This window comes from Azoarcus sp. KH32C (genome assembly GCF_000349945.1).
GTDB lineage: Bacteria > Pseudomonadota > Gammaproteobacteria > Burkholderiales > Rhodocyclaceae > Aromatoleum.
This window is the reverse complement of record NC_020548.1, coordinates 574,400-598,534: the sequence shown is the minus strand read 5'-3', so window position 1 is coordinate 598,534 and position 24,135 is coordinate 574,400. Positions and strand designations below refer to the sequence as shown.

At 61.6% G+C, this 24,135-nt stretch carries 20 protein-coding genes; 9 read left to right on the top strand and 11 right to left on the bottom strand.

From position 1 onward, the window contains the following. Positions 1-222: 222 nt before the first annotated feature. From AZKH_RS25475 to AZKH_RS25445, 7 genes are all read right to left on the bottom strand, one after another. Positions 223-1,590: an RHS repeat-associated core domain-containing protein gene (locus AZKH_RS25475; protein ID WP_015452194.1), complete on the bottom strand. Its 1,368-nt coding sequence runs from the start codon at positions 1,588-1,590 to the stop codon at positions 223-225. 10 nt (positions 1,591-1,600) lie between these two features. After that, entirely contained in the window at positions 1,601-1,957 is a 357-nt protein-coding gene (locus AZKH_RS25470) for a hypothetical protein (RefSeq protein WP_015452193.1), read from the bottom strand. A 24-nt stretch (positions 1,958-1,981) separates the two neighbouring features. Further along, the gene (locus AZKH_RS26525; protein ID WP_172642521.1) at positions 1,982-5,062 is read right to left on the bottom strand and encodes a DUF6531 domain-containing protein; all 3,081 of its coding nucleotides are present in this window, start codon (positions 5,060-5,062) and stop codon (positions 1,982-1,984) included. Positions 5,063-6,450: 1,388 nt separating this feature from the next. Next, positions 6,451-7,392: an AEC family transporter gene (locus tag AZKH_RS25460; protein WP_015452191.1), complete on the bottom strand. Its 942-nt coding sequence runs from the start codon at positions 7,390-7,392 to the stop codon at positions 6,451-6,453. A 118-nt stretch (positions 7,393-7,510) separates the two neighbouring features. Next, on the bottom strand, positions 7,511-8,035 hold the full coding sequence (locus AZKH_RS25455) for a chromate transporter (RefSeq protein WP_015452190.1): 525 nt from the start codon (positions 8,033-8,035) through the stop codon (positions 7,511-7,513). Then, positions 8,032-8,607: a chromate transporter gene (locus AZKH_RS25450; RefSeq protein ID WP_015452189.1), complete on the bottom strand. Its 576-nt coding sequence runs from the start codon at positions 8,605-8,607 to the stop codon at positions 8,032-8,034. The genes AZKH_RS25455 and AZKH_RS25450 overlap by 4 nt, the downstream gene beginning before the upstream one ends. Before the next feature lie 86 nt (positions 8,608-8,693). Further along, positions 8,694-9,527: a sugar phosphate isomerase/epimerase gene (locus tag AZKH_RS25445; protein WP_015452188.1), complete on the bottom strand. Its 834-nt coding sequence runs from the start codon at positions 9,525-9,527 to the stop codon at positions 8,694-8,696. A 322-nt stretch (positions 9,528-9,849) separates the two neighbouring features. Here AZKH_RS25445 and AZKH_RS25440 point away from each other — a divergent pair, with 322 nt between their 5' ends. The 6 genes from AZKH_RS25440 (at position 9,850) to AZKH_RS25415 (ending at position 16,187) form a co-directional block, all read left to right on the top strand. Further along, a complete protein-coding gene (locus AZKH_RS25440; RefSeq protein WP_041657966.1) occupies positions 9,850-10,680 on the top strand; it encodes an IclR family transcriptional regulator in 831 nt (276 codons plus the stop codon). 62 nt (positions 10,681-10,742) lie between these two features. After that, positions 10,743-11,915, top strand: a complete 1,173-nt coding sequence (locus tag AZKH_RS25435) for an acyl-CoA dehydrogenase family protein (RefSeq protein ID WP_015452186.1) — start codon at positions 10,743-10,745, stop codon at positions 11,913-11,915. A 24-nt stretch (positions 11,916-11,939) separates the two neighbouring features. Further along, positions 11,940-13,469 carry an acyl CoA:acetate/3-ketoacid CoA transferase gene (locus AZKH_RS25430; protein ID WP_015452185.1) on the top strand — a complete coding sequence of 510 codons (1,530 nt, stop codon included), beginning with the start codon at positions 11,940-11,942 and terminating at the stop codon, positions 13,467-13,469. 15 nt (positions 13,470-13,484) lie between these two features. Continuing rightward, positions 13,485-14,234, top strand: a complete 750-nt coding sequence (locus tag AZKH_RS25425) for an electron transfer flavoprotein subunit beta/FixA family protein (RefSeq protein WP_015452184.1) — start codon at positions 13,485-13,487, stop codon at positions 14,232-14,234. Positions 14,235-14,253: 19 nt separating this feature from the next. Then, a complete protein-coding gene (locus AZKH_RS25420) occupies positions 14,254-15,207 on the top strand; it encodes an electron transfer flavoprotein subunit alpha/FixB family protein (RefSeq protein ID WP_015452183.1) in 954 nt (317 codons plus the stop codon). Positions 15,208-15,305: 98 nt separating this feature from the next. After that, the gene (locus tag AZKH_RS25415) at positions 15,306-16,187 is read left to right on the top strand and encodes a DMT family transporter (protein WP_015452182.1); all 882 of its coding nucleotides are present in this window, start codon (positions 15,306-15,308) and stop codon (positions 16,185-16,187) included. 36 nt (positions 16,188-16,223) lie between these two features. Here the strand turns inward: AZKH_RS25415 and AZKH_RS27815 are convergent, their stop codons facing one another. Further along, a complete protein-coding gene (locus tag AZKH_RS27815) occupies positions 16,224-16,388 on the bottom strand; it encodes an SRPBCC domain-containing protein (RefSeq protein WP_255345817.1) in 165 nt (54 codons plus the stop codon). A 199-nt stretch (positions 16,389-16,587) separates the two neighbouring features. On the opposite strand from AZKH_RS27815, the gene AZKH_RS25405 reads away from it, so the two are divergent. Next, positions 16,588-17,322: a LuxR C-terminal-related transcriptional regulator gene (locus AZKH_RS25405; RefSeq protein ID WP_015452181.1), complete on the top strand. Its 735-nt coding sequence runs from the start codon at positions 16,588-16,590 to the stop codon at positions 17,320-17,322. Positions 17,323-17,504: 182 nt separating this feature from the next. Here the strand turns inward: AZKH_RS25405 and AZKH_RS25400 are convergent, their stop codons facing one another. The 3 genes from AZKH_RS25400 to AZKH_RS25390 all read right to left on the bottom strand — a co-directional run bounded on the left by AZKH_RS25400 (position 17,505) and on the right by AZKH_RS25390 (position 20,620). Continuing rightward, a complete protein-coding gene (locus AZKH_RS25400; RefSeq protein WP_015452180.1) occupies positions 17,505-18,893 on the bottom strand; it encodes an APC family permease in 1,389 nt (462 codons plus the stop codon). Positions 18,894-18,983: 90 nt separating this feature from the next. After that, positions 18,984-19,787, bottom strand: coding sequence for an SDR family NAD(P)-dependent oxidoreductase (locus tag AZKH_RS25395; protein WP_015452179.1), 804 nt, complete (start codon positions 19,785-19,787; stop codon positions 18,984-18,986). Beyond that, positions 19,784-20,620: a molybdenum cofactor biosynthesis F family protein gene (locus AZKH_RS25390; RefSeq protein ID WP_015452178.1), complete on the bottom strand. Its 837-nt coding sequence runs from the start codon at positions 20,618-20,620 to the stop codon at positions 19,784-19,786. Before AZKH_RS25390 ends, AZKH_RS25395 begins: the two co-directional genes overlap by 4 nt. Before the next feature lie 334 nt (positions 20,621-20,954). Between AZKH_RS25390 and AZKH_RS25385 the strand changes: the two genes are divergently transcribed. Together AZKH_RS25385 and AZKH_RS25380 are read left to right on the top strand one after the other, a co-directional pair. Next, complete coding sequence (locus tag AZKH_RS25385; RefSeq protein WP_015452177.1) at positions 20,955-22,331, top strand: DUF1329 domain-containing protein; 1,377 nt, start codon at positions 20,955-20,957, stop codon at positions 22,329-22,331. 40 nt (positions 22,332-22,371) lie between these two features. Further along, a complete protein-coding gene (locus tag AZKH_RS25380) occupies positions 22,372-24,123 on the top strand; it encodes a DUF1302 domain-containing protein (RefSeq protein ID WP_015452176.1) in 1,752 nt (583 codons plus the stop codon). Positions 24,124-24,135: the final 12 nt, after the last annotated feature.

Below are 24,135 nucleotides of genomic sequence, written 5' to 3'. Positions count from 1 at the left end.
GGGCAACATGAAAAAAAATGTCCGATTTGTTATCGAAGCATCCCAGTGACAGTACATGGTCGCCAGGGTTTAGTTGGGTCAGCAAGGGCCTCTCTGCCAACGGGATGTTCTCCCGTGAAATGTAAATGGGGACTTGAGCATTTACCTGAATGTCAAACCCTGCTCCAACATACAACGAAACGAGCGTAGTCAGGAGGGCGAGGATGACGAGAGTTTTTGTTTTCACTTCCTTGATCCATACCAGTTGATGGACTTCACGGAACCGCTATTCAGCAGATCTTGCTGATACGATCCAGGCAAAATTGAAGGTGAAATGGGGATCCCAGCCTGAATGAGGCAAGCTTGAGATGGCGATGAACAGTTTGTCAGACCGTTATAGTCGTCTCCCGACATTGTTGACTTTGCATTGGACATGCATTGGTCGTACTGAGCATCCTGATCTTTATTGAGTTCAACGACCACCCCCAACCCGGTACGCTTGTTATTCGTGGTTTGGCGATCGATGTATTGATCGGCGGCTGGATAAGTCTTATCCCAGCCGTCAGGGCCAAAAGACTGGTTTTCTCCATTTCCGCCTCGCGATGAAACGTGGCCAAAGATTGAACCAGGGTGCGGCAACGGACTCCAGAAAATAACTTCTCTATCCAATCCAGCAGGATCAACGTATTTGGTTGGACTTCCCCTGACATAGAGGTACATATTGGGACCTCCCGCCACCCCAATCGGATCCGCGCTGAGATACCTCCCCAACTTGGGCGAATAATACCGATGCCAGTTGTAATGCAGACCCGACTCTTGGTCAAAGTACTGGCCGGGGAAGCGAAGGTTGATGACCGTTTTTTTGCCGTCGCCGTCCGGGTCCTCATTGGGTAGCGTCGTGCCGTAGCCATCGGAGTCCCAGCGCCAAACCACGGTGCCGGTGCTGGTTCGGGCGGTGCGCGGGGTGCCGAGGTGGTCGGTATCGAAAGTCAGCAGCGTGGGCGGAGTGGTGGCGTGGTCCAACTGCGCCAGGAGGCGTCCATCGTCCCAGACGTAGGTTTTGAGCGGCGTGCCGTCAGCCAGGGTTTCAGCCAGCAGGCGATCTTCCAGATCGTAATGGTAGACCACCACTTGGGCCCCTTGCGGTGCTCGGGACGTCGTCTCCTTGCGCGTCCTGCGGCTCTTGTAGTCATAGTAATAGGTGACCCACAGTTTGTTGCCGCGACTTACCGTCTTCAAGCGGGCGGCACCATCCCAAGTGTAGGTATTGACTCCATCCGACAGTATGTTGCCCGCGGCATCCAGGCTTACCGTGGTGCCGTTTACAGTGGCTAGGCGATCGCTGTTGGGGGCGTAGGTGGCGGTAGTGCCGACACCATCTGTGCTGCGATTACCGTTCGCGTCGTAAACATGATCTCGGGCCCCAGTCGGCCCGCTTTCCTGGTCCAGGCGGTTAATTTCATCGTAGGTGTAAGTGTGAACGCCGGTAGTGGTGGTGAGGACCTGAAGGTTGCCCAACTCATCATACTGGTACGTGCCAGCTGCCCCCGCGAGCATGGGAAGCAGGCCGATGAGGTAGGCCGGGAGCAGGAACGATCGGATGCACTGCATCGAGACGCCCCTACTGATTTGTAAAGGAGGTTGGGGCGTCGGCCGTCGTTCCGGTGGCCATGGTCCCGCACGACGTAGCGGTCGCGCTCGCATAGTACGTGGACGTGGTGCCTTGCGTCGCTTGCGCGGTCAGGGCCGAAGCATGGAGGCGCTTGCAAACTTCGAGAGGGATGCTCTTCCAGATGGTGTTGATGTTGCACAGGTTGACCCAGTCGCCGCGCCAGCTCGGTAAGACTTGCAAGCTGCCATCAGTGACGAGGCGCACTTGGTTGATGGTGCCGTTGCAAGTAAGAACGGCGGCGCCGGCTGGAGTCGCCATGAGGAGCGCGAACAGAGGGGAAGCCAGGCGGAGGAGCAGTCGGGACATGGGTGAGATCTCCAGGTCGGTGGATCAGGGGGTTTCGGTCAGGAGGAAGGGAGGCACGGCGACGAACACGGTGCGTTGGGCCGACGTGGCATCGACGAAGGGTGCTTGGGCGACATATCGAGCCCAAAGGCGATGGATGCCCCGGCTCAAGCTGGTCAGGGTGAACGGAGCCACGCCGTTAAGGACGGTTTGTTCGCCCAGGAGGTGACTGTCCAAGCAATCGCCCTCACACAAGACGATACTGCCGCTGGCTTGGGGGACGCTGAGGGTAGCGGTGATTTCCAAGCCCTCGCCAAGGCGTACATAGGGCTTGGCGACGGAGAGGTTGATCGTGGGCTGCTGAGGGGTGGTGTCGTCGGTGGTCAGACGGCCGTCGGTGTCGTAGCTCGTGAGCGTCAGGAGCTTGCCGGCAAGAAGTTCGCTGGTGACGCGGCCGGTGCCGTCGTATTCGATATCGGAAACGACGGTCTGGGTCGTGTTACCCACGGTGGCGGTGAGGCGAGTGGTGCGCCCGCCGGCATCGCGTCCTCGGTCGAGGAGCGCGCCAGTGGGGGTGATCAAAGCAACGTTACGCCCGACTGCGTCGGGAGTATACGCGGTGGTGTAGCTGTACCCCGCTTCGGTCCGAGTCGTGCCGAGCAGGTTGCCTTTCGGATCGTAGCGGTAGGTGGTGCTGCCCGCGCCATCACTCAGCTGACACAGTCGTCCGACACCATAGGTGCACCCTGGTGCCGCGTCCCATGTATAGGTCAGCGTTTCGTCGACCTGCCCACTGCTGGAGAGCTGCTGGACTTGGGTGAGGCGGTTGGCCGCATCGTACGTATAGTTGCTCTGACGACCACTGGCATCCCGCCGCGTCTTGAGGTTGCCGGCGCCGTCATAGGCGACGGCGAGCGTGCCACGGTCGGCGCTTTGTTCCTGCTTCATCTGGCCTAGGCCATCCACTGCGAAGCTGTTCAGGGCACCGTTCGGAGCGGTGAGGCTTACCAATTGGTGGGCCCCGTCCCAACCGAACTTGGTGTGCCCAGGGGTTGGAAGGGGATCAATGAGTTCGGCTAGCCGGCCCAGAGTGTCGCGGGTGTACGTTGTGGCACGACCCTTCGCGTCGATCAAGTTGTTCGCGGCACCCATCGCGTCGTGCCACATTTCGGTGATGTAGCCGCGAGCGTCGTAACGCTTCCACTGCCTGCCCAAGGCGTCAAAGTCGGTCTTGTCGCGTTGGGCCAGCCGCCCCTGGATGTCGCTGGTGTCGGCCACGAGGACGTTCCCGGCGGCATCCAGCGTGTAGTGAGTGACGTTGCCCACGTTGTCGGCGATGTCCGTGAGGCGGTGGGCCGGATCATAGGTGTAGATGGTATAGCTGCCATCAGGCAGGGTCACCCGTTCCAGGCCGCCCCAAGGCGTATAGCCGTAAGTCGTGCTCTTGCTATCCGCCGTATTGCTGGTCAGGTGTCGGCGCGGATCGTAGGTGAAAGTGATGGAGACGCCATTGGGATCGGTCATTTGTAGAACTTGACCGTGGGCGTTGTACTTGAGGTAGTCGATGCGATGGCCCACGGCATTGGTGATGCGCTTCAGTTCGCCCCGACAGCCCTTGTCCAGACCCGCGCCTTGCTCGGCTCCGGGGCAGACGGCGTCGGCAGGCCAGTATTCAAAGGTGGTGACATCGGAGACGTCGGTGCGCGGGCCATTGGCGTTGAGTACGTGGCCATAGCGATCGTAGGTGTAGGCCCACACCCGGGCGCCTCCATCGGCGGCGGCCGAGAAGCCCGCTGCGCCGGTGGCGTCGACGGTCGGTTGTTCGACCTTCTTGCACAACACAGCGATCGAACTGGTGCCCACCACGTAAGCGTCGGCCGGGGCGCAGCTCAAGATGGCTCCTCCCGCTGTAGGGTCGGATTGACCGTTGTAGACCCAGGTGGTGATCTTCTTCGGCTCTGCGCGGCGGGTTTCCAGGCGCCATGCGGGATGCCACTGGGTGCTCACCTTTCGCTGTCCCGCTGCGGGCGCGACGGCGCCGAGGTCCGAGGGGCAGGTAGCAGCGCCGTCCAGGCCTTCGAGTCGGACAGTTTCTAGGTTACGAGCCAGGTCATACCTGTAGCAGGTCTTGTGGTTGTTGAAGTCGCTGCGGCTCGAGACATTGCCGTTCGCGTCGTATGTGAGCGCCGACGACGACGCGTTGCAACCCGGACCACCAGGTTGCGAAACTCCGTTGTTTCTGGGGACGCCAAGAACCGAGATGAAGCTGTAGCTACGGACTGTCCCCAGGGCATCGGTGACCGACGTGCTGCTGTTCATGTTGTAATTCAGACCTACCCGGCTGGCATTGGCTGCATGAGTCGACAGAATCGCCCTGCCTTGGTCGTCATAGTCCCAGGTGGCGTATCGTTCGCCGATCTCGTCGCTGATGCCGGTCAGTGCATGGGGGAAACGGGCATCCTCGAAATGATGGGTGCGGACTGGGTTGTCGGTGTCGTCTGCAGGGGTGTCGTCAGGGTAGGCCACCGTAGCGAGGTTGCCGTTGGCATCATAGGTGTAGCGATAAACGCCGCCTGCCGGGTCCGTCACATGATCGAGCCTGCCTAAGGCGTCTAAATCGAGTGTCAGGCTGCGGCCGAAGCTGTCGGTAATGATGGTCCTAGCAGCGCTTGGGTAAGCAACCGCGAAGCCAAGGCCGCTGATGTGCCGAGAAGCAATGAACATACCATTGTCATCGAATACTTCGATTCTCCCTTCAGGGAAGGTGACTTGCCAGCCACTCCCCGACTGGGCAAGACGTTCTTGCACATCGGCATCGGCCTGCCATTGGCCGCCAATAAGGTTGAAGGCGATCACACGGCCGTCAGGGTAGGTCAGCGTCGAGGTTGTACCGGAAAGGAAGCTAAGACGGGGGAAGAGGTTCCAGTTATAGCCCGCGCCCCCTGCGACATTAGCTTGGCTGTTGTAGTGACGAATCAGGCTAAGAGGGAAGGAGCTCATCCCAACGTAATCGGCTTCGCGCTGGTATTTGTTGCCGGTGGCAACATTGACCGGATTGCCAACGCAGGTGTCGGGGGTGCCAAGAGTCTTCTCAGGCTTGTCGGGGACGGTGCATTGCTGCGACACTGAACAGTCCGGGTCAAGGGGGTCGTACTGCAGAGTGCCATCCAGCAAAGTTCGGGCGGTACATTTACCGTCGGACGGTTTCAGAGACGGCGGCCATGAACCCGACACGACAACACCACCTTTCCCCCAGTTTAGCAACTTGGCGCAGGTGTATGGCAACGGATTCCCCTCCGGATCATTGCCATTGTTGGCCCAAGCTTGAACAAGATATTTTGCACTTGGACTCGAGGCCGAGTTCTTGTACTCGACGTATACTGTACTCCCCTCTATTTGTGTATGCCCGCCCCACATATATGATCCCGCGGGGCAGGTGTAATAGCCGTCCCTTGACACTCCCATGCCAGAGTCAAAGTCGGAAGTCTTGTTGGGCTCCGTATAAGTAGGCCAGTCGGCGCCAGGGCAATTAGGTGGTTTAAATGCGCTGAACTCAAAACGCCATTCGCCACTTGTTGTATCGAATCTAAAGTCCGTAGCTCTTACGCCAAATCCGCCAAGTGCATTAGGATAGGTTGAACACCACCAATTAATCGCTCCAACATAATCATTGCCAAAGAATCGGTAATTATTTACGTCCCAGAAACCGACAACTATTATTTGCGCATCTAATGGATGAACCGTCAGACTGGGTTCCGGCTGACAATCTCCATTGGAGTCCGGGCTCCACCCATCTGGAGTAGGCCATAAATTTGATCCTTGACACTGATTTTGGTAGGGCAGTCTGTCACATTCCGCACCATGGACGGCAGTTGCGGATAACATCGTCATGAATCCGAATTGAATAATTAATGTTCGTTCCAAGATTAGTCCGCATTGAACAGTTTGTCTCACTCTTGATTTCCCCTGGGGCCCGATCAAGCAAATGACTTCTCCATCGGGCTGCCTTGCGATCCGTTCAGGATACGGCTACGCGTCTGTATGTATGAATATGGGCGGCGGGAGCGCCATTATCAGCGTTAGCCCGACACATCTACGGAACGTGGCGAGAATGACCCAGCCGACGCTGCATGGCCTTGATTATCATAGTCTAACGTCATCGATAATGGTGTGTAAATATGCAAAAGAGTCCCCCTGCCGCGGTGGCGAGGCAAGAGATTGAGGGTTGGGCGTGGGTCAGATCTGCAGTGCAGCGTTCCCTGACGGTCAATCAAAGGTAATTTGAGGGACGGGCTGTGCTGCTCGCATACGGCATAGGCGGGGGCGGATCGGGGAGACTCTCAATCAGCGCAGGGTGGCAAGAATCAGGATTGTGTTGCGCACCGACAGCGGCGACGAGTCCTGGCCATTCATCAACGAGGACCGTACCGGGGTCGGTTATTCGGCGAAGAAGTGTTTGCCAGGCCGACTCCAAGAAGACGGCATGCAACCATGGTTCCGCGTCGAGTTTGCGCTCAGCCGAGCTTCGGCCCCAGCATCCAGATCACCGCGCTGACCGAGAAGAAGGAGGTGATCGTCGCCGCCATCAGCGCCGCGGCGGGCAATTCCTCTTGTCCGAATTTCTGCGCGATGATCGGGAACATGCTCGCCATCGGCATGCACGCGAAGCAGATTGCCGCGATGCGCAGCTCGGGGGCGAGCGGCGGCACCAGCGCCAGCGCGATGAGCACGAAGAGCGGATGGAACACGAGCTTCCCGACGACGATCTGCGCCATCTGGCGCCGCATGCCGCGCACCTTGATGCCGACCAGCGTGCCGCCGATGACGAAGAGCGCCACGCCCCCGGCGGAGGCCGACAGTATCTCGGTGGCGCGCGCGACGGCGGACGGGAGGCGGATTCCCATCAGCGAAAGAGTGAAGCCGACAACGATCGCGATGATCAGCGGATTCTTGGCCAACCGCGAGAACGTGCCGATGACGACCCTGTGGATCTTCTCTCCGTTGCCGCCACTGCTTTCGGCGAGCGCCAACGTGAGCGGCATGATCAACAGGTTCTCGACGACGAAGCACAGCGCGAGCGCGATGCCGGCGGGCGCACCGACGACCTGCGCCACGATCGGATAGCCGATGAACGCGCTGTTCGACTGTGACACGCCCATGCCGTACACGACGCTCGCCTGAAACGGGCGCTTTTGCACCCGATGCGCGTAGGCGATCCCAGCGGCGAACGCTGCGATGGAGCCCGCCGCGTAGGCGGAGAGATAGCTGACGTTCAGGATCTCGACGAAGGGGCGTTCGGTCAGCACTTTCAGCAGCATCGCCGGAAGCGCGATGTTGACCGCGAACTTGCCGAGCACGCGCGTCTCGGCCTTGTCGAAGAGGCCTCCGCGGACTGCGGCGAAGCCGAGCGCGATGATCAGGAAGGCGGGGACGGTGATCCTGAAGACGTCCAGCATGTACTCAATCCATTAACGGCCCGCAGAAGGCGGTTCTGTGGAGCATAACACTGGTCTGCAGGCGGGAAATCCATGTAGGCAGAGGGGTGTGGTTTCCGCGCAGCAAGCAGAGCGCGGCTTACACAAGCCCGAACGCTCCGGCCGCGGCGCCGGCGCCGATGTACCACAGCGGATGCCAGCGGCGCGTGAGCATCAGTGCCGTGCAGACTGCGGTGAGCGCGACTCCTCGCGCGTCGAGTCCGGCCGACGCCGCGATCATCCAGCCGCTCGCGCAGACGAGACCGACCGCGAGCGGCGCGACTCCGGTCTGGATCGCGTCGCGCCACGGGGCGTCGCGAAAACGTTCCCAGTGGCGGAACAGGAAGAAGATCACGACGCTCATCGGCAGGCTGATGGCGAGCGTGGCGACGATCGCGCCGGCGATCCCCGCGACCTTCCAGCCGATCAGCGACACGACGAGCAGGTTCGGCCCGGGGGCCGCCTGCGCGATCGCGAAGAGGTGGGCGAAAGTCGTGTCGTCCATCCAGTGGCGTTGCTCGACGACGAGGCGGTGCAGCTCGGGCAGCATCGCCGTGATGCCGCCGAAGGCGACGACGGTCAGGATGCTCAACTGCAGGAAGAGGTCGGCCAGCAGCGCGATCATCGGGATCGGCGACGGTAGGCGATCAGGCCGGTGATGCCGAGCAGTGCCAGCATCAGCGGCGGCAGCGGCAGGCGCCACACGACCAGCGCGACGAGGACGAGCGCCGAGAAAGGCAGGTAGATCCAACGTTCCGGCACGTTGCGCGCCATCTTCAGAGCGGTCGCGAAGAGGAGCCCCGCACCGGCCGCGGCGATGCCTCGCAACATGTCCTGCACGACCGGGAGATTACCCCATAAACCGTAAGCCGTCGCCAGCGCCATCATCACGAGGAAGGGGCCGACGAGCAGGCCGGCGGTCGCCACGAGCGCGCCGCGGACACCATGAAAGCGCGCGCCGACGCAGACGGCGAGGTTGACGACGTTAGAGCCGGGGAGGAACTGGCATAGCCCGAGCAAGGCATTGAAGTCGGCGCCGCTCATCAGGCGGCGTTCCTCGACGAGGAGGTGGCGCAGCAGCGGCAGCACTCCGCCGAAGCCCGACAAGCCGACGCGGGAGCACGCAGCGAACAGTTCACCGAGCGAAGGCGTCGGTGTGTCGGGTGGGAGCTCAGTCGCGGCTTGTGATTCCGGCACGAGGATCAGCGGGGGAGATGCGCGGACAACGGCGAGGGAGGAGGAAGTGCCGAAGTCCGCGCGAAGGGCAAAGGGTGAGCTAAGGGTCAGGCCGACTTTCTGAGGAACTCGCCATGCAGCCCGTCGAGATAGGCCTCGGCGGCGCGGATCGAGCGGCGGGCGCGTTCTTCGGCGGAGACGGTCAGCGCGAGCGTATCGGTCGGGATTTCGAGCGAGTAGGGCATCTCGGGCATCGCGTCGAGGATCTTGCGGATGTCGATGCCACCTTCGCCGAGGAAGTTGCGTTCGCTGCGCGCGGTATGGATCAGGCCGTCGACGGTCGCCGGGATCTCGGCCGGCGCATCGCAGACCTGGGCGAAGTGGAACCACTCGGCGGGGAGCCTGGCGAGCTCGTCGACGCTGTCGCGGGCGCGATCGAAGTGCAGGGTGTCGACGAGGATGCCGGCGTTGGGGCGATTGACGGCGCGCACCACGGCCGCAGCCGATGCGAGGTTCGGCGTTTCGGTCCAGCTCGGATATTCGAGGTCGACGGTCAGCTTGTAGGGCAGAGCGAGGTCGCACAGCCGGGCAAAGCGCTCCGTGGCGCGTTCGCGATCCGCGTCCGGCAGCTGCGCGAGGATGTGGCGCGCCCCCAGTTCGGCGGCCGCTTCGAGCACCGGGATATAGGTTTCCGGCTCGATCTCGGCCGGCATGCGGCACAGCTCGATATCCAGCACGCGCACGCCCGTCGCGGCAAGGCGCGCTTTCACCTCGTTCATCATCGCGCGGTCGTTCTGCAGCGCAAAGACATGTTCGGTCGCGGTCACAGCCGTCAGCCGGAAGCTGACGAAGTCGTAACCCGTCTTCGCGGCGATCTCGACCATCTCCGTCGGGGACGTGGTGAGGACCGAGAGGTGGGCGAGGGAGAACTGGTGAGCCATGTTGGAGAGCCTCCGATAGTCAAGACAGGGGAGCGGCTGCACCGGTTCGCCGGGAATGCTTCATTAAAGCCCTTTTCGGGCCTATTTCCTGGCGGATGTTGCGGGGTCGGTTCCGGAATCCGGAGCCGGCTACACGCTCGACCGTGCGACCGTTCAATTCAATGATGAGGAAAATATAGAACACGGTTTTAGTAAACGCAACGATATTTCCCGATTAAAGCGATATTTATAGAACCGAATTGCGAACAGCAGATTTTCGTCTTGACACAAGCTGAATTGAATTCTAAAGTTGAACCAAGTTCAAGTTTTTTAGAGGTGCATCATGGCAGGAAGTCTTTTGGCCCGTGCGCTGGGGGCGCTCGAACTGCTGGTCGAGCATCCGCGTGGCCTGCCGCTGCAGGAAATCGCCGATCGGCTGGGGATGCCGAAGAGTGGGGCGCATCGGCTGCTCGCTGAACTGGCGCAGATGCGCTACGTGGTGCAGGACGAGGATTCCGCGCGCTACCTGCTGACGACCCGGCTGATGTCGCTCGGCTTCAAACAGCTGGGCTCCAGCGGTATCGTCGAGATCGTGCAGCCGGTGCTGAACCGCTTGGCCGCCGTCAGCGGCGAGCTCGTGCGACTCGCCGTCGTCGACAACCGCCGCCTGCCCTTCGTCGCGAAGGCCCAAGGTGCGCGTAGCGGCCTGCGTTTCGATCAGGACATGGGCGGGGAGGTGGCGCTGTATTGCGCATCGAGCGGCATCATCTGGCTTTCGACGCTGCCCGAGAACGAAGCGATCGAACTCGTCGCCAAGCAGGGATTCACGCTGCCTGAAGAGCGCGGTGCGAATGTGCCGAAGTCGATTCCGGAAGTCATGGCCCACGTCGCCGCTGCACGCGAGCGAGGCCACGCCCGGATGGTCGAAACCTGGGCGCCGGGCATGTCCTCGATGGCGGTGACGGTTCGCGACCCGCATTCGGGGCGCGTCACCGGCGTGATCAGCATCGCCGGGCCGACGGTGCGCCTCACCGAGGCCGCGATGGACGCGCTGGTGCCCGAGCTTTTCGCCGCGGCTGAAGAGCTCTCCGCCGTGAGCCCCCTTTCCGAATACCTCGCGAGCATCAACCCGGCCGCGGCGCAGTCTGCGACCGGCACTTCGCGCGCCGCCTGACGCGCTACCTCACCGCACACCGGGCCGCATTCGCGGTCCGGGACATCCCCTGGAGACACGCAATGGATCTGAACCTGACTTCAGAGCAGAAGATGCTCGTCGATACCGTTCGTCGCTTCGTCGAAAACGAGCTGCTGCCGCTTGAAGACGAAATCGAGGAAAGCGGGCGCCTCGCACCCGAGAAGGCCCGCGCCCTGTTCGAGAAGTCGCAGGCGAATGGCATGTACGCGATGAACATCCCCGAGGAATTCGGCGGCGGTGGCTTGTCGGCGGTCGACACGATGCTCGTCGAGGAACAGTTCGGCCACGCGAAGGACATCCTGATCCGCCGCGCCTTCGGCAACGTCTATGAAGTGCTGCTCAAATGCGACGCTGCCCAGCGCGAACGCTGGCTGCTGCCTACCGTGCGCGGCGAGCGCACCTGCTCGATCGCGATCACCGAGCCGAACGCCGGCTCAGACGCGGCGGCGATCAAGACTCGCGCGGTTGCGGACGGCAAGGGCGGCTGGAAGATCAGTGGCGGCAAGCATTTCATCAGCGACGGCGAATTCTCGGACTTCTTCGTCGTCTCCGCCGTCACCGACCCGACTGCGGGCGCGAAGGGCATCTCGCTCTTCCTCGTCGACAAGGGCACGCCGGGTTTCGTGATCGGCCGCGACCAGAAGATGATGGGGCTGACGGGTACGAGCCACGTCGAACTGGCCTTCGACGAAGTCCCGGTCGGCCCGGAGAATCTTCTCGGCGGTGAAGGCAACGGCTTCAAGCTGATCCTGCAGACGCTCGGCCGCGTGCGCCTCGCGCAAGTCTGTGCGCGAGCCGTCGGCAAGTCCGTGCGACTGCTGAACCTGATGATCTCCTACGCGCAGGAGCGCAAGCAGTTCGGCAAGCCGATCGGCGACTTCCAGATGATCCAGCAGATGATCGCGGACAGCGTGGTCGAGATCAACGCGTCGCGCATGCTGGTGTTGGACGCCGCGAACGACATCGACCACGGCGTCGACGCCCGCGACAAGATCTCGATGGCCAAGTTCTACGTCGCCGAAGTGCTCGGCCGCGTGGCCGACCGTGCGGTGCAGGTGTACGGCGGCATGGGCTACTGCGCGGATCTGCCGATCGAGCGCATGTACCGCGACGCGCGCATCTACCGCATCTTCGACGGCACCTCCGAGATCCACCGTACGGTCGTCGCGCGCAGCGCCATGAAGCACGGCGAAGCGTTGTACGGCACCGTCTGATCCGATCGGTAGAAGAGAACAGCCATGGCAATCAATAAATTCATGAGCGCGGCCGATGCCGTCGCGCTCGTCCGGGACGGCGACACCGTCGGCCTGATCGGCGGTGGTGGCGGCCTCGTCGAAGCTTCGTGCATCTTCGCGGCGCTCGAAAAGCGCTTTCTTGACACCGCGCAGCCGCGCAATCTGACCGTGGTCCACGCCCTCGGCATCGGCGACAAGAAGAGCCGCGGCATGAACTGCTTTGCCTACGAGGGTATGGTCAAACGCGTGATCGGCGGTCACTGGGTGTGGTCGCCGCGCATGCAGGAGCTGGCGCGCGACGAGAAGATCGAAGCCTACGTGTTGCCCGGCGGCGTGATCGCGCAGCTCTTTCGCGAGATCGGCGCGGGGCGCCCTGGTCTGCTGACCCACGTCGGGCTGGGCACCTTCGTCGATCCGCGCCTCGGCGGCGGCAGGATGAACAAGGCCGCGAAGGAAGACCTCGTCGAAGTCGTCGAGCTGGGGGGTAAGGAATACCTCCGCTACAAGCCCTTCCCGGTCAACGTCGCGATCATCCGCGGCTCGTATGCCGACGCGCACGGCAACATTTCGCTGGACCAGGAGCCGGCGAACCTCGATGCCTATGCGGTCGCGCTCGCCGCGCACAACTCGGGCGGCAAGGTCATCGCGCAGGTACGCACGGCCGTCGACGTCGGCACGCTGCCCGCGCGCTCGGTGCGCATTCCGGGGGCGCTCGTCGATGCGGTCGTCGTCGATCCGTCGCAATCGCAGAGCTACGACATCGTCTATGACCCGACAATCTCGGGCGAACGGCGCGGGCCGGTGCCGGTTGAATCCGCGCAGCCTCTGACGGTGCGCCAGGCAACCGCCCGCCGCGCGGCGGAAGAGCTGCGCGACGGCGCGGTGATCAATTATGGCGTCGGCGTGCCGGACGCCGTTGCAAAGCTCGTTGCCGCCCGCGGTGACCTCGACCGCTATTACCAGACGATCGAGCACGGCACCTACGGCGGCACGCTCCTCGACGGCATGCTGTTCGGTTTCGCGAGGAACGCCTCCGCGATGATCGACGCGCCCTCGCAGTTCGACTTCTACTCGGGCGGCGGGCTCGACATCGCCTTCCTGGGCTTCGGCGAGTTCGACCGGCACGGCAACGTCAATGCGTCCAAGCTCGGCGGCCTGACGGTCGGCCCCGGCGGCTTCATCGACATCGCGCAGAACGCGCGCAAGGTGGTGTTCTGCGGCAACTTCGACACCAAGGGCTCGAAGATCACGACTGGCCACGGCGAACTCGTCGTCGAGCGCAATGGCGACGTTCCGAAGCTCGTCGCCGACGTCGACCAGATCACCTTCTCCGGGCCGCAGGCGGTCGTGCGCGGGCAGGAGGTGCTCTACATCACCGAACGCGCCATGTTCCGGCTGACGAAGGAGGGTGTCGTGCTCGAAGAAATCGCCCCGGGCGTCGATCTGCAGCGGGACATCCTCGACCGCATGGGCTTCACACCGCTGATGCCGCGGCCGCCCAAGGTCATGAACGGCGAACACTTCAAGGAATAAGAGGAGATAGCACGAATGAAAGTACTGGTTCCGGTCAAACGGGTCGCCGACTACAACATCAAGGTCCGCCCGAAGTCCGACGGCTCGGGGGTCGAGCTCGCGAACGTGAAGATGTCGATGAACCCCTTCGACGAGATCGCCGTCGAGGAGGCGGTGCGCCTGAAGGAGGCGGGGGTCGCGACCGAGGTCGTCGCCGTGTCCTGCGGTGCCGCCGTCTGCCAGGAGACGCTGCGCACGGCGCTCGCAATGGGCGCCGATCGGGCGATCCTCATTGAAACCGATGCCGAGTTGCAGTCGCTGGCGGTGGCGAAGCTGCTGAAGGTCGTCGCCGAGAAGGAAGGCGCGCAGCTCGTCATCTGCGGCAAGCAGGCGATCGACGACGACTCCAATCAGACCGCGCAGATGCTCGCCGCGCTGCTCGACTGGGGGCAGGCCACCTATGCGTCGAAGGTGGCGGTGGCGGGCAGCAACATCGAAGTCACGCGCGAAATCGATGGCGGCCTTGAAACCGTCCAACTCGCGCTGCCGGCCGTCGTCAGTGCGGACCTGCGTCTGAACGAGCCGCGCTACGCGACGCTGCCGAACATCATGAAGGCGAAGAAGAAGCCGCTCGACACGCTGAAGGCCGCCGAGCTCGGCGTCGACGTCGCCCCGCGCGTCGCCACGCTCGAAGTCTTCACGCCGCCCGAGCGCAAGGGCGGCATCAAGGTCGGTTCGGTCGCCGAACTGGTGCAGAAGCTCAAGATTGAGGCCCGCGTGCTGTGACGCGCCGGAGAGGATCGAAATGAAAAGCCTGATCATTGCAGAACAGACCGGCGGCGCGCTGTCGCCGATGACCGCCAACCTCGTCGCCGCCGCACAAAAGATCGGCGGCGAGATCGATCTGCTCGTCGTGGGTGCCGCGGGTATCGCCTCCGTGGCCGAGCAGGCCCGCGCCTATCCCGGCGTCACGCGCGTGCTAACGAGTGAGGCGCCCGAATACGCCCATTTCGGCGCGGAAAACGTCGCCCCGCTCGTCGTGCAGCTTGCCGGCAAGGGCTATACGCACGTACTCGCGATCGCATCCGCCGCCGGCAAGAACCTGCTGCCGCGCGTCGCGGCGCTGCTCGACGTCGGCATGGTGAGCGAGATCGTCGACGTCATGGACGGCGATACCTTCGTCCGCCCGATCTATGCGGGCAGCCTGCTCGCGAAGGTCCGCTGCGCCGAGCGCGTGCGCGTGCTGTCGGTGCGCGCGACGGCCTTCGCGGCGGTGGCAGCGGGTGGCAATGCGGCGCCGGTGGAAGCCATCGCCCCGACCGGCGACCGCAACAAGTCGAAGGTCGTCGGCCAGCAGCTCGCGCAGTCGGCGCGCCCCGAATTGACCGGCGCGCGCGTCATCGTCTCCGGCGGACGCGGACTCGCTTCGGCCGAAAACTTCGCGCGGACGCTCGAACCGCTCGCCGACACGCTGAATGCCGCCGTCGGCGCCTCGCGCGCCGCCGTTGACGCGGGCTATGTGTCGAACGAGCTGCAGGTCGGGCAGACTGGTAAGATCGTCGCCCCCGAACTCTACCTCGCGGTCGGCATCTCCGGCGCTATCCAGCACCTCGCCGGCATGAAGGACAGCAAGGTGATCGTCGCGATCAACAAGGACGAGGAGGCGCCGATCTTCCAGGTTGCCGACTACGGTCTCGTCGGCGACCTGTTCCAGCTGGTGCCGGAACTGAGTCAGGCGCTTGCGGCGGAGCGCGGCTGAAACGCGGCGCGGTAAGGAACCGGAAATAAAAGTTGGGCCGACGGGACTCCATCCCGTACGGCCCATTGTCGTTTGAATCCAACGAGAGTCTTTCCCGCATGAACGCCTCGCCCGCCCATCACGCCGTCCGCGGAATCCTCTACATGATGGGCGCGCTTGCGCTCTTCGCCTTGCTCGACACCGTCTCGAAGACGCTCGCGTCGCGCCACCACGTCGCGGTCGTCGTATGGGGGCGTTATTTTGCGCACTTCGTGATCACGCTCGCGGTCTTTCTCCCGCGCTACGGCACGGCGCTGTTCAAGAGCGCGCGCCCGGGCCTGCAGGTCGTGCGCGGCCTGACGCTCGCCGGCACGACGGGCGCGATCGTCAGCGCCTTCCAGCACATGCCGCTCGCCGAAGTCACCGCGCTCGTCTTCGTCACGCCCTTTCTCGTGTCGATCCTTGCGGTGAGCTTTCTCGGCGAGAAGATGGCCGCGTGGCGCTGGATACCGGTCGCGGTCGGCTTCGGCGGCGTGCTGCTGATCGCGCGCCCGACCGGCGACGCCTTCAACATCGGCGTTGTCTTCGTGCTGCTCGGCGCATGCTGCTACGCGGTCTACCAGATCCTCACGCGCAAGCTCGCGGCCGTCGATCGCTCCGCGACCCAGCTCTTCTATCCGGCACTGATCGGCGCCGCCGTGACCTGTGTGCTGCTGCCGCGGTTCTGGGTGCCCGGCGCGTTCGACCTGCGCGACTGGCTGCTCGTCGGTTCGCTCGGCGTGCTCGCCGCGAGCGGCCACTTCCTGATGATCCTCGCGCTGCGGGCGGCGCCGGCCACAACGCTGGGCCCCTTCACCTACGCGCAGCTCGTCTGGGCGACGCTCCTCGGCTGGCTCGTGTTCGGCGATTTCCCCGACCGCTTGTCGCTGATCGGGATGTCGATCATCGTGGCGTCGGGCGTGGTGGTCGCCTATTCGGAGCGTTTCAACCGAAAAGGCTGACCGGGCGACACCCCGTCCGCCTTGGTCACGCGGATGTCATTGTTGTCGGCGCGATTTCACGAATTCGATCAGTTGGTCGAGCGCCTTACCCCAGCCTTCCTCGAAGCCCATCGCCGCATGCCGCTGACAGTCCTCAGTTGTGCCGTGCACGACGCGGGCTTCATAGAGCGTTCCGCTGTCCTGCGGCGTCAACGCGACGATGGCGGTGCAGAAAAAGAAACCCTCTGCTGCGCTCTAGCCGGTAACTTAACGTGTTGCTTTTAGGTAGCAGCGTCATTTACTTCGCTAGAAATCGAGCGTGTAATACCTTCGGATCGAGAGCTTCCAGAGTGTCCAACCGATCAACGCGGTAACATTTAATGGAAGCCGCTTGCTCTGTATCAGGAGATGAGAACTGACCATGGACCGACAAGAATGCGAAGAAGCAGGTGCCGGCGAAGAAACTCTGTCACGGTTCGCCGAAACCTTCGCCATCTGTGCGCAGAAGCTAATTCCTAGCACCGGCTGGGTGACCTACGTTGTTGGCCCAGAACTGAAGATAAAGCATTTTCTGGCTTGCAGTACAAATAATGCCGAACGGTGTGATTACGAGAAAAACTTCGCACAATTGGACCCGCTTTCTCCTCGGCATTGCATTTCTCACAAATTGTTTGTCGCCCGTCTAAATGAAGAGCTGTCTCTTTGCTCCGCGGAACATCTGGAGTATAGATCGAAGTTCATGACGAAGCATCGCATAGTTGATGCAATGGAGATATTCGTGCAGTCCGATTCAGGCATCTTCATGGGCGTTTCCCTGATTCGTCGCGATGATTCGCCCCGCTTCTCGGAGGACGACGTAACGCGAGCTAACGCATTGAGAATCCTCGGCGATTTCACAATGTCACAAGTGCTACCCAAGCATCTGACAGGTGTCGAGGTCATAGCAGAACGATTCCCTCTGGTGACGCCGCGAGAGGCTCGGCTGATACAACTGGTCGTCATCGGACTTAGCAACAAGCAAATTTGCCAGGAGTTAAATATATCGTTACCGACGGTCAAGAGTCATATGTTGAATATCTTTCGCAAAACCAATATCCGAAACCGAACAGAGTTGGTCGGAAAACTGTTTGGAATCTCAATAGACTCTGGCTTCTAAAATTCATGCAGCGCAAACTTGGCAAGTTACAGTTTTCTTTTGGCGCAATTTGATGTAATTCGAGGCGACTTGTTGTTCTCGCTCCTGTTCGGAAATATGAAATCGCAGCAATGGAAATCTGCATCACTTCGCGCTCACCTGTTAAGGAAAACGCAATGCAATCTCGGTCACGCAAGCATCGTTCACGAAACGGCCGAGAGTGGCTCCGGGACGAACAAGCCCCGCTTCATCACAAGGCGCGTCCATAGCGCCGAGGCAACGCCAACCGAGCCTAGAACGTAGCCGGCGATCACCACGGCTTCGCTCGGGCTGCTGGAAATGACATAGACCATTCCGCCGATACCGACTACTTGAGGAAGCGGAAACAGAGGCGAGCGGAAAGGGCGTTTCGCCTGAGGATAGCGCCAGCGTAGAACTATAAGGTTGATATGTGCGACGATATAGGCGATCAGCCACGCGATCGACGCAGCAATTACCAGATTCATGATCGTCTCAGGACGATCATCCATGAGCAGGATCGGCGTTCCAAAGGCGACTGTTATGGCCACAATGGCCGCCCACGGCGAATCATGGCGAGGATGCCGTTTTGCCAGGAATCCGAAGGCCTGACCGTTCTCCGCCATCCCCTGCAGCATCCGTGAGATGCCGCCTAGAACCGCGTTGACCAATCCGACCGTTGCCGTAATTGCAGTCAGCAGGAGTACTACCGCCCCAACTCTTCCGAAGACAAAACGAGCGTAGTCAAGGTGCGGATATTTGCTGGAGGTCAGCAGTTCGGGCGGGAGCAACTGCCTCGCGGTTAAGGAGTAGAGCCCGTACAGTATCGCCAGGACCGTAATCCCGCAGATCATGGCGCCAGGGATGTCCCGTCGCGGATTCTTCACTTCGCCGATCATCGGACAAACGAATTCGGCACCAACCAGGCACCAGAAGAATAGCCCGACCACCATGCCGAAGCTGGCGGCTGGCGCATGAAGCGCCGCCTGCTGCCCGGCAATGCCGGGCGTCGTATCGCTAGGGGCGAGCCAGAACATTGCCAGCCCGCTGACGAAGATCAGCCCACCTTTGATCACGGAGGTGCTGTTTTGCAGCGCCGCAAACACGTCGGTACCCCTAATATTGAGAAGTGCTAGGACAAGCAGTAGCGTCAGGGCGATCACCTTGGGTGGCAAATCGATACCCCCAACCTCGCGCACAACGCTGTCAAAAAGCATTAATTCGGCAGGAATTCCAAAAATGTTGACGACCACATACCCCGAGAAGGTCGCCATTAGCGCCGGGAAGTTGCCTATTGCAACTTCGGTATAGGTGCTCAATCCCCCGCTAGATGGCATCATCAACGCGAGTTCCGAAAAGGTCAGGGCGTAGCTGATCGCCAGGAGGTAGGCGCAGGCAAAGGCAATCCCGATCAGCCATAATGGCTCGCCGCCTGCCACTCCTACCCCTTGCAGGACACCGACCAACGCAAGTTGTGATACTGCGACCCCTACGCAGACCGCAGTCAACGTTCCCGCGCCCAGCGACCGCTTCTGCGAATGTGGGAGCTCGGTCAATTCCTGTTTCGTTTCCATCGCTGTTCCTTTTTACAATGCAGCGGACAGAGGGTTGGCGTCAGACTTCGGGAAGCACCGGTCAACCCATCGTCGTCGATGGCCCTCGAATCACGAAGCAAACGCCAAGGTGGGCACATCGACGATGGTCGCTCCGCCATCGGCAGTCAGCACGGCACCGGTTACCATGGATGCCGCCGGCGATACTAGGAAGGCGCATACCTCGGCAATTTCGGCCGGATCGGCGGGGCGCCGCAGCGGCACATCGGCCGTAACGCGGGCGTAGGCCTCGTCGAGTGTCAGGCCGTGCTGTACCATCAGCGCTTGCATTTCCTCATCGGCCATTGGGGTTCGCACCCACCCGGGGCAAACTACATTAGTGCGAACGCCGTATGGACCATAGTCTCTTGCCAGCGAACGCGACAGCCCGATCAGGGCATGCTTGAATGTCGTGTATCCGCAAACCTTTGGTCCGGCCGCCAGGGCGGCAATTGAGGCGACGAGAACAATTGCTCCCCGCTGTCGAATCAACAGCGGCAGGGACTCCTTGGCGCTGACGAAAGCGGTATTCAGATTCGCTTCGAAAGCCTTGTGCCAATCAGCGAGTTCCGTATCGCTGCAACTTCCCTGTCCGAAGCCCCCTGCATTGGCGATGAGCATGTCGAGGCGGCCATGACGATCGAGTACAGTTGCCATTGCCGTTTTCATGTCCTCCTCCCTGCCGGCGTCGGCGACCAGCGCAAAGCCACTATGCTCGGCTGCAACCGCTTCAACCAACGCACGACGGCGGCCCAGCACGCCAACGGTAGCCCCCTGTGCCGCCAAGCGACGAACGCAGGCGGCACCGATGCCGGTGCCGCCGCCAGTCACTACGGCGACTTTCCCGGCCAGAGAACCAGAAGATCCGGCGCTCATTGAGCCGGTACTACGGAGATTATGCGAACGCGCGCGCCGACGGTGAAGTTGCGTACGCGACCGAAATCGTTGGCTTCGTAACCGGCGATCTTGCCCGTAGTTTTCATCGCGTCGAGGTCAACCATAATGACGCCGAGTGTCGGAACGATCTTCTCCCGCCAGACGAACAGGTAGAGGTTGTCTTCGATCTTGTAATAATGGCACGCGTCGGTATCGGTCAGACCCTTTTCCGATCCCTCGATACAGCGCCACGTGTAGTAGCGATCGTTCAAATAGATGTGTTCGTAGTTCTCGAGCCGGCTGTACCGATACTCTACCCGCTTGCCCAACAGATCCCGGGTAACTTCAGGCAAGACCACATCCCCGGTCAGGGGCGAATTGATGGTCCCGCGCCGGAAGACTGCGTTAACGGAGGTTAACTCCTTGTCTTGCGCAATGCGGGTAATGAAGGGGGTCAGGGACTCCTCGGCCACGGGCAGCTCGCCGATCACGGCAATAAAGACGTTGCGACGCAGATCCATTACTAGGGAAACAGTGGTGGCACGCTCTCCGCACTTGATGAAATCAACGAAATAGATGTCTTCGCGAAGCCGGGTTGCCACGTAGCGTTCATCCCCCTGCCGCGAGTCGCTCTCCCCTTCGATCAGCCGCCACGACAGGCGGTCGCCGTCAATGAATCGATGCTCGATGATCCAGCCATCCTCGAAGTAAAGGGTGAAGCTACGTCCCGCCAGATCTGAAATCGGAGGCAAGCAGTTATTTTCGGGCAGGAAGGCATCACCAAGGGCGCCAACCGGGATCCATTCAGAAGCATTCGTCACGACAGTCTCCATGGCATCTCGAAAGATTCGGGTTCTCTAGAATTTCGCATCGCAATATCAATACTTGCACTTTGCGTTTCTTGCAGTTCGACGTAATTCGAGCCGATTCCAATATGGGAAAGGAGCGCCTATGTTTTCAAATATCGGGAGCGGCGAAAATCGACCAGAAGTATGAGAAATTCTTTCGAGCGCGGATGAAGCGAAATTATTCACGGTGCACTCTCATACTTTCGGTCGATAGGCAGTGATTCAGGGATTTCGGAGAATGGCGCTCAAGACTGACCATCCCCTCTAACCAAGGAGGATGGCAGCGAAAACAACGCACACCGATGCGAGGAGACAAGAGATGAAATCTGTACACATGTTGAGCGTGTTGTCGCTGGCCGTCGCTGCCAGCGCTGCGCTCGCGGCGCCCCACCAGGATGCCGAGCGGCTCGGCAAGGAACTGACCCCGCTGGGAGGGGAGAAGGCCGCAAACAAGGACAACACGATTCCCGCGTGGCAGGACGGTGGCGCTCTCAATCCGGGCTGGGCGCAAGGAAAGCCGCGCGTGAGCTTCTTCAAGTACAAGGACGACAAGCCGCTCTTCACGATTGACGCGTCGAACGCCGAGAAATACGCCGACAAGCTCAGCGAAGGACAGCACGCCCTGCTTAAGACGCTGAAGAGCTACCGGCTCGACGTCTACCCGACCCGCCGCTACTGCTCTGCGCCGGACTTCGTCCTGGAGAACACGAAGAAGAACACCGCCATGGCGAAGATCGGCAGTGACGGCTGGAGCCTTGCCGAGGCGATGGTCCCGGGCATTCCCTTCCCGGTGCCGAAGAGCGGCATCGAGGTCCTGTGGAATTCCAAGATGAAGTACGCCGGCGCAGGCATCACGTTCCCGTCCCTTTGGACCATGCTTTCGCCGCGTGCAAGTGGGGGAGACTGGATCGAGGCGAGGTCGACCCAAAGCTACCAATACCCTTGGGGAGGTAAAGGCACGCACAAGCTCAGTGACCTGCCACCGATCGAGTACAACACCTATTTCGCGTACACGTCGCCGACGGCCCTGGCCGGCCAAGCTTTGGTCGTGACAATGTACACGAACAAGACGGGCGACACCTTCTACTACTTCCCTGGTCAGCGCCGTGTGCGCCGCATGCCAAGTTATTCCTACGATGCGCCACAGATCGGCTTCGAAAACCAATACACGATGGACGAGCCGCGGGTATTCAACGGACCTCCCGATCGTTTCGACTGGAAGCTCGTCGGCAAGAAGGAGATGTACGTCGCCTACAACGCCTTCGGCATGTACGACCCGGCGGTCGACCGTCGCAAGGTCGTCACTCCGGATGGCGTCGATTCGAAGGCGACGCGCTATGAGCTCCACCGCGTGTGGGTCATCGAGGCCACGGTGAAGGACGGGGTGCGCCACGTCGCACCGAAGCGCCGCTTTTACGTGGATGAAGACTCGTGGGCGCTGATGTCGGCGGAAGACTACGACGCTCAAGGCAAGCTCTGGAAGGTCCGCGAGAGCTTCCTGATTCCGGTGGCCGAGACCGGCGCCTGCGACAACCCTGCCTTCGTCCAGTACGACCTCGCCTCCGGGCGCGTGCTGTACGACCAAGCGTCCCTCGGGGCTGGCCAGGACATGATGTGGGCGACCGAGCCGAACGATCCCAAATACCGCGACGACTTCTACACGCCGGACAACCTCCGCGCGATCAGCGACCGCTGACTCTTCCGCCCGTTCGGGCAATCCGACATAGGAAAAAAAGATGAGCATGCATCTGAAGCGGACGGTGCTGGGTCTCGCCATGGCGGGCCTCTGCGCCCCGGCGGCGCACGCGTTCCAGTTCGAGACTGATTCGGTCAAGGGATCTTTCGATTCGACCCTGACGCTCGGCTTCGGCCAGCGCGTCGAAAGCCAGCGTTGCGACCACGTCGGCGACCCGTCGACGGGCTGCGGCGCGCGAGCCAACACCGTGCAGTGGGGCAACGCCGATGACGGCAACCTCAACTACAACAAGGGCGATTTCTTCACGACGCACCTGAAGGGCTCGCACGAATTGCTGCTGAACTTCCCCGACGAATGGAAGTTCATGGGGCGCGTCGGCTGGCTCTACGACTTCGTTGCGGACGACACCGCGCGTACCGATCTCGACAGCGAGGCGAAGCGCGCGGTCGGGCGCTATGCGCGCCTCTATGACTTGTGGGTCAGCAAGGAATTCAACGTCGGCGACCAGCGCGGGCGGGTGCGGCTCGGGAATCAGGTCGTGAGCTGGGGCGAGAGCCTGTTCATGGTCGGCGGCATCAATTCCAACGTCGCGATGGACTTGCAGCGGCTGTCGTCGCCCGGCGTCCAGTTGAAGGAGGCCTTTTTGCCGTCGCCGATGGTGAGTGTGGCGAGCGGCCTCGGCCGGGGCGTGAACCTGGAGGCCTATTACCAGTTCCAATGGAAGCAGTACGAGTTCCCGCCGTCTGGCACCTACTTCTCGATGGGCGACACCTTCGACAAGGGCCGGGACAACCTGCTCTATTTCACACCGGACGCCGCGAGCCGTATCCGCACCGCGGGCGATCCGCTCTTCGGCCAGTCGCTGCAGGCTGCGCGCGCATCGATGCTGGCTTCCGGCGAGGCCATGCGGGTCGGGAAGGACATCGATCCGCGCAACGGCGGCCAGTACGGCCTATCGCTGAAGTTCCGGCCGGAAGGCTGGGACACCGATTTCGGCCTGTACTACCAACGCTTCCACGACAAGACGCCCAACTTCCAGTACTGGAATGCCCAGAACACGACGAAGGTGTACTTCCTCGAGGATAGGGAGCTGTATGGCGTCAGCGCGAACACGTCGATCGGGAACTGGGCCGTCGGCGCGGAGCTTTCGTACCGTCCGAAGGACGCCGTGTCGACGAGCGTCTGTCTCGACCCCGCTACCGGCGGGCTCGCGGCCGTCGATCAATGCAACGGATCGATCGACAAGGAACGCTACCAGTTCCACCTGACCGGCATTCTCAGCCTCACACCGAGCGACCATGGCTGGTTCCTCGACCTCGTCGGTGCGCAGACCGGTACCTTCCTCGGTGAGGCGGTCGCGATCGCCTATCCCGGCGTGAATTCGAACAAGGTCTTTACCCGCACACGCAACGGCGTGACCTATCAGCAGTTGCCGGCGGCGGGCGCGTGGACCTATCTCGATTCGAACGGCGCGTTCAAGGGTGTTGGCGACGAGCTCTCCTGGGGCTACATGTTCGATTTCAGCCTGACCTACGACAGCACGCTGATTCCAGGCTGGCAGGTGATTCCGGGCGTCTTCTTCTCGCACGCGGTAAAGGGCAACACGCCGAACTTCATGGCGAACTGGATGGAGGGCGCGAAGTCGGCGAACTTCTATGTGTTGTTCAACCGCAATCCGGCGACCTGGCAGGCGGGCATCAACTACACGAAGTTCTGGGGCGGCGACATGCCGGTCAGCTCGCCCTTCCGCGACCGCGACTTCATCGGCGGCTTCATCTCGCGCAATTTCTGACGCGTGGCGCCC

Excerpts from the sequence above, each read along its gene's own strand:
- AZKH_RS25475 (WP_015452194.1), bottom strand. The coding sequence starts at position 1,590 with ATGCAGTGCATCCGATCGTTCCTGCTCCCGGCCTACCTCATCGGCCTG.
- AZKH_RS25470 (WP_015452193.1), bottom strand. The coding sequence starts at position 1,957 with ATGTCCCGACTGCTCCTCCGCCTGGCTTCCCCTCTGTTCGCGCTCCTC.
- AZKH_RS25460 (WP_015452191.1), bottom strand. The coding sequence starts at position 7,392 with ATGCTGGACGTCTTCAGGATCACCGTCCCCGCCTTCCTGATCATCGCG.
- AZKH_RS25455 (WP_015452190.1), bottom strand. The coding sequence starts at position 8,035 with ATGATCGCGCTGCTGGCCGACCTCTTCCTGCAGTTGAGCATCCTGACC.
- AZKH_RS25445 (WP_015452188.1), bottom strand. The coding sequence starts at position 9,527 with ATGGCTCACCAGTTCTCCCTCGCCCACCTCTCGGTCCTCACCACGTCC.
- AZKH_RS25440 (WP_041657966.1), top strand. The coding sequence starts at position 9,850 with ATGGCAGGAAGTCTTTTGGCCCGTGCGCTGGGGGCGCTCGAACTGCTG.
- AZKH_RS25435 (WP_015452186.1), top strand. The coding sequence starts at position 10,743 with ATGGATCTGAACCTGACTTCAGAGCAGAAGATGCTCGTCGATACCGTT.
- AZKH_RS25430 (WP_015452185.1), top strand. The coding sequence starts at position 11,940 with ATGGCAATCAATAAATTCATGAGCGCGGCCGATGCCGTCGCGCTCGTC.
- AZKH_RS25425 (WP_015452184.1), top strand. The coding sequence starts at position 13,485 with ATGAAAGTACTGGTTCCGGTCAAACGGGTCGCCGACTACAACATCAAG.
- AZKH_RS25420 (WP_015452183.1), top strand. The coding sequence starts at position 14,254 with ATGAAAAGCCTGATCATTGCAGAACAGACCGGCGGCGCGCTGTCGCCG.
- AZKH_RS25415 (WP_015452182.1), top strand. The coding sequence starts at position 15,306 with ATGAACGCCTCGCCCGCCCATCACGCCGTCCGCGGAATCCTCTACATG.
- AZKH_RS25405 (WP_015452181.1), top strand. The coding sequence starts at position 16,588 with ATGGACCGACAAGAATGCGAAGAAGCAGGTGCCGGCGAAGAAACTCTG.
- AZKH_RS25400 (WP_015452180.1), bottom strand. The coding sequence starts at position 18,893 with ATGGAAACGAAACAGGAATTGACCGAGCTCCCACATTCGCAGAAGCGG.
- AZKH_RS25395 (WP_015452179.1), bottom strand. The coding sequence starts at position 19,787 with ATGAGCGCCGGATCTTCTGGTTCTCTGGCCGGGAAAGTCGCCGTAGTG.
- AZKH_RS25390 (WP_015452178.1), bottom strand. The coding sequence starts at position 20,620 with ATGGAGACTGTCGTGACGAATGCTTCTGAATGGATCCCGGTTGGCGCC.
- AZKH_RS25385 (WP_015452177.1), top strand. The coding sequence starts at position 20,955 with ATGAAATCTGTACACATGTTGAGCGTGTTGTCGCTGGCCGTCGCTGCC.
- AZKH_RS25380 (WP_015452176.1), top strand. The coding sequence starts at position 22,372 with ATGAGCATGCATCTGAAGCGGACGGTGCTGGGTCTCGCCATGGCGGGC.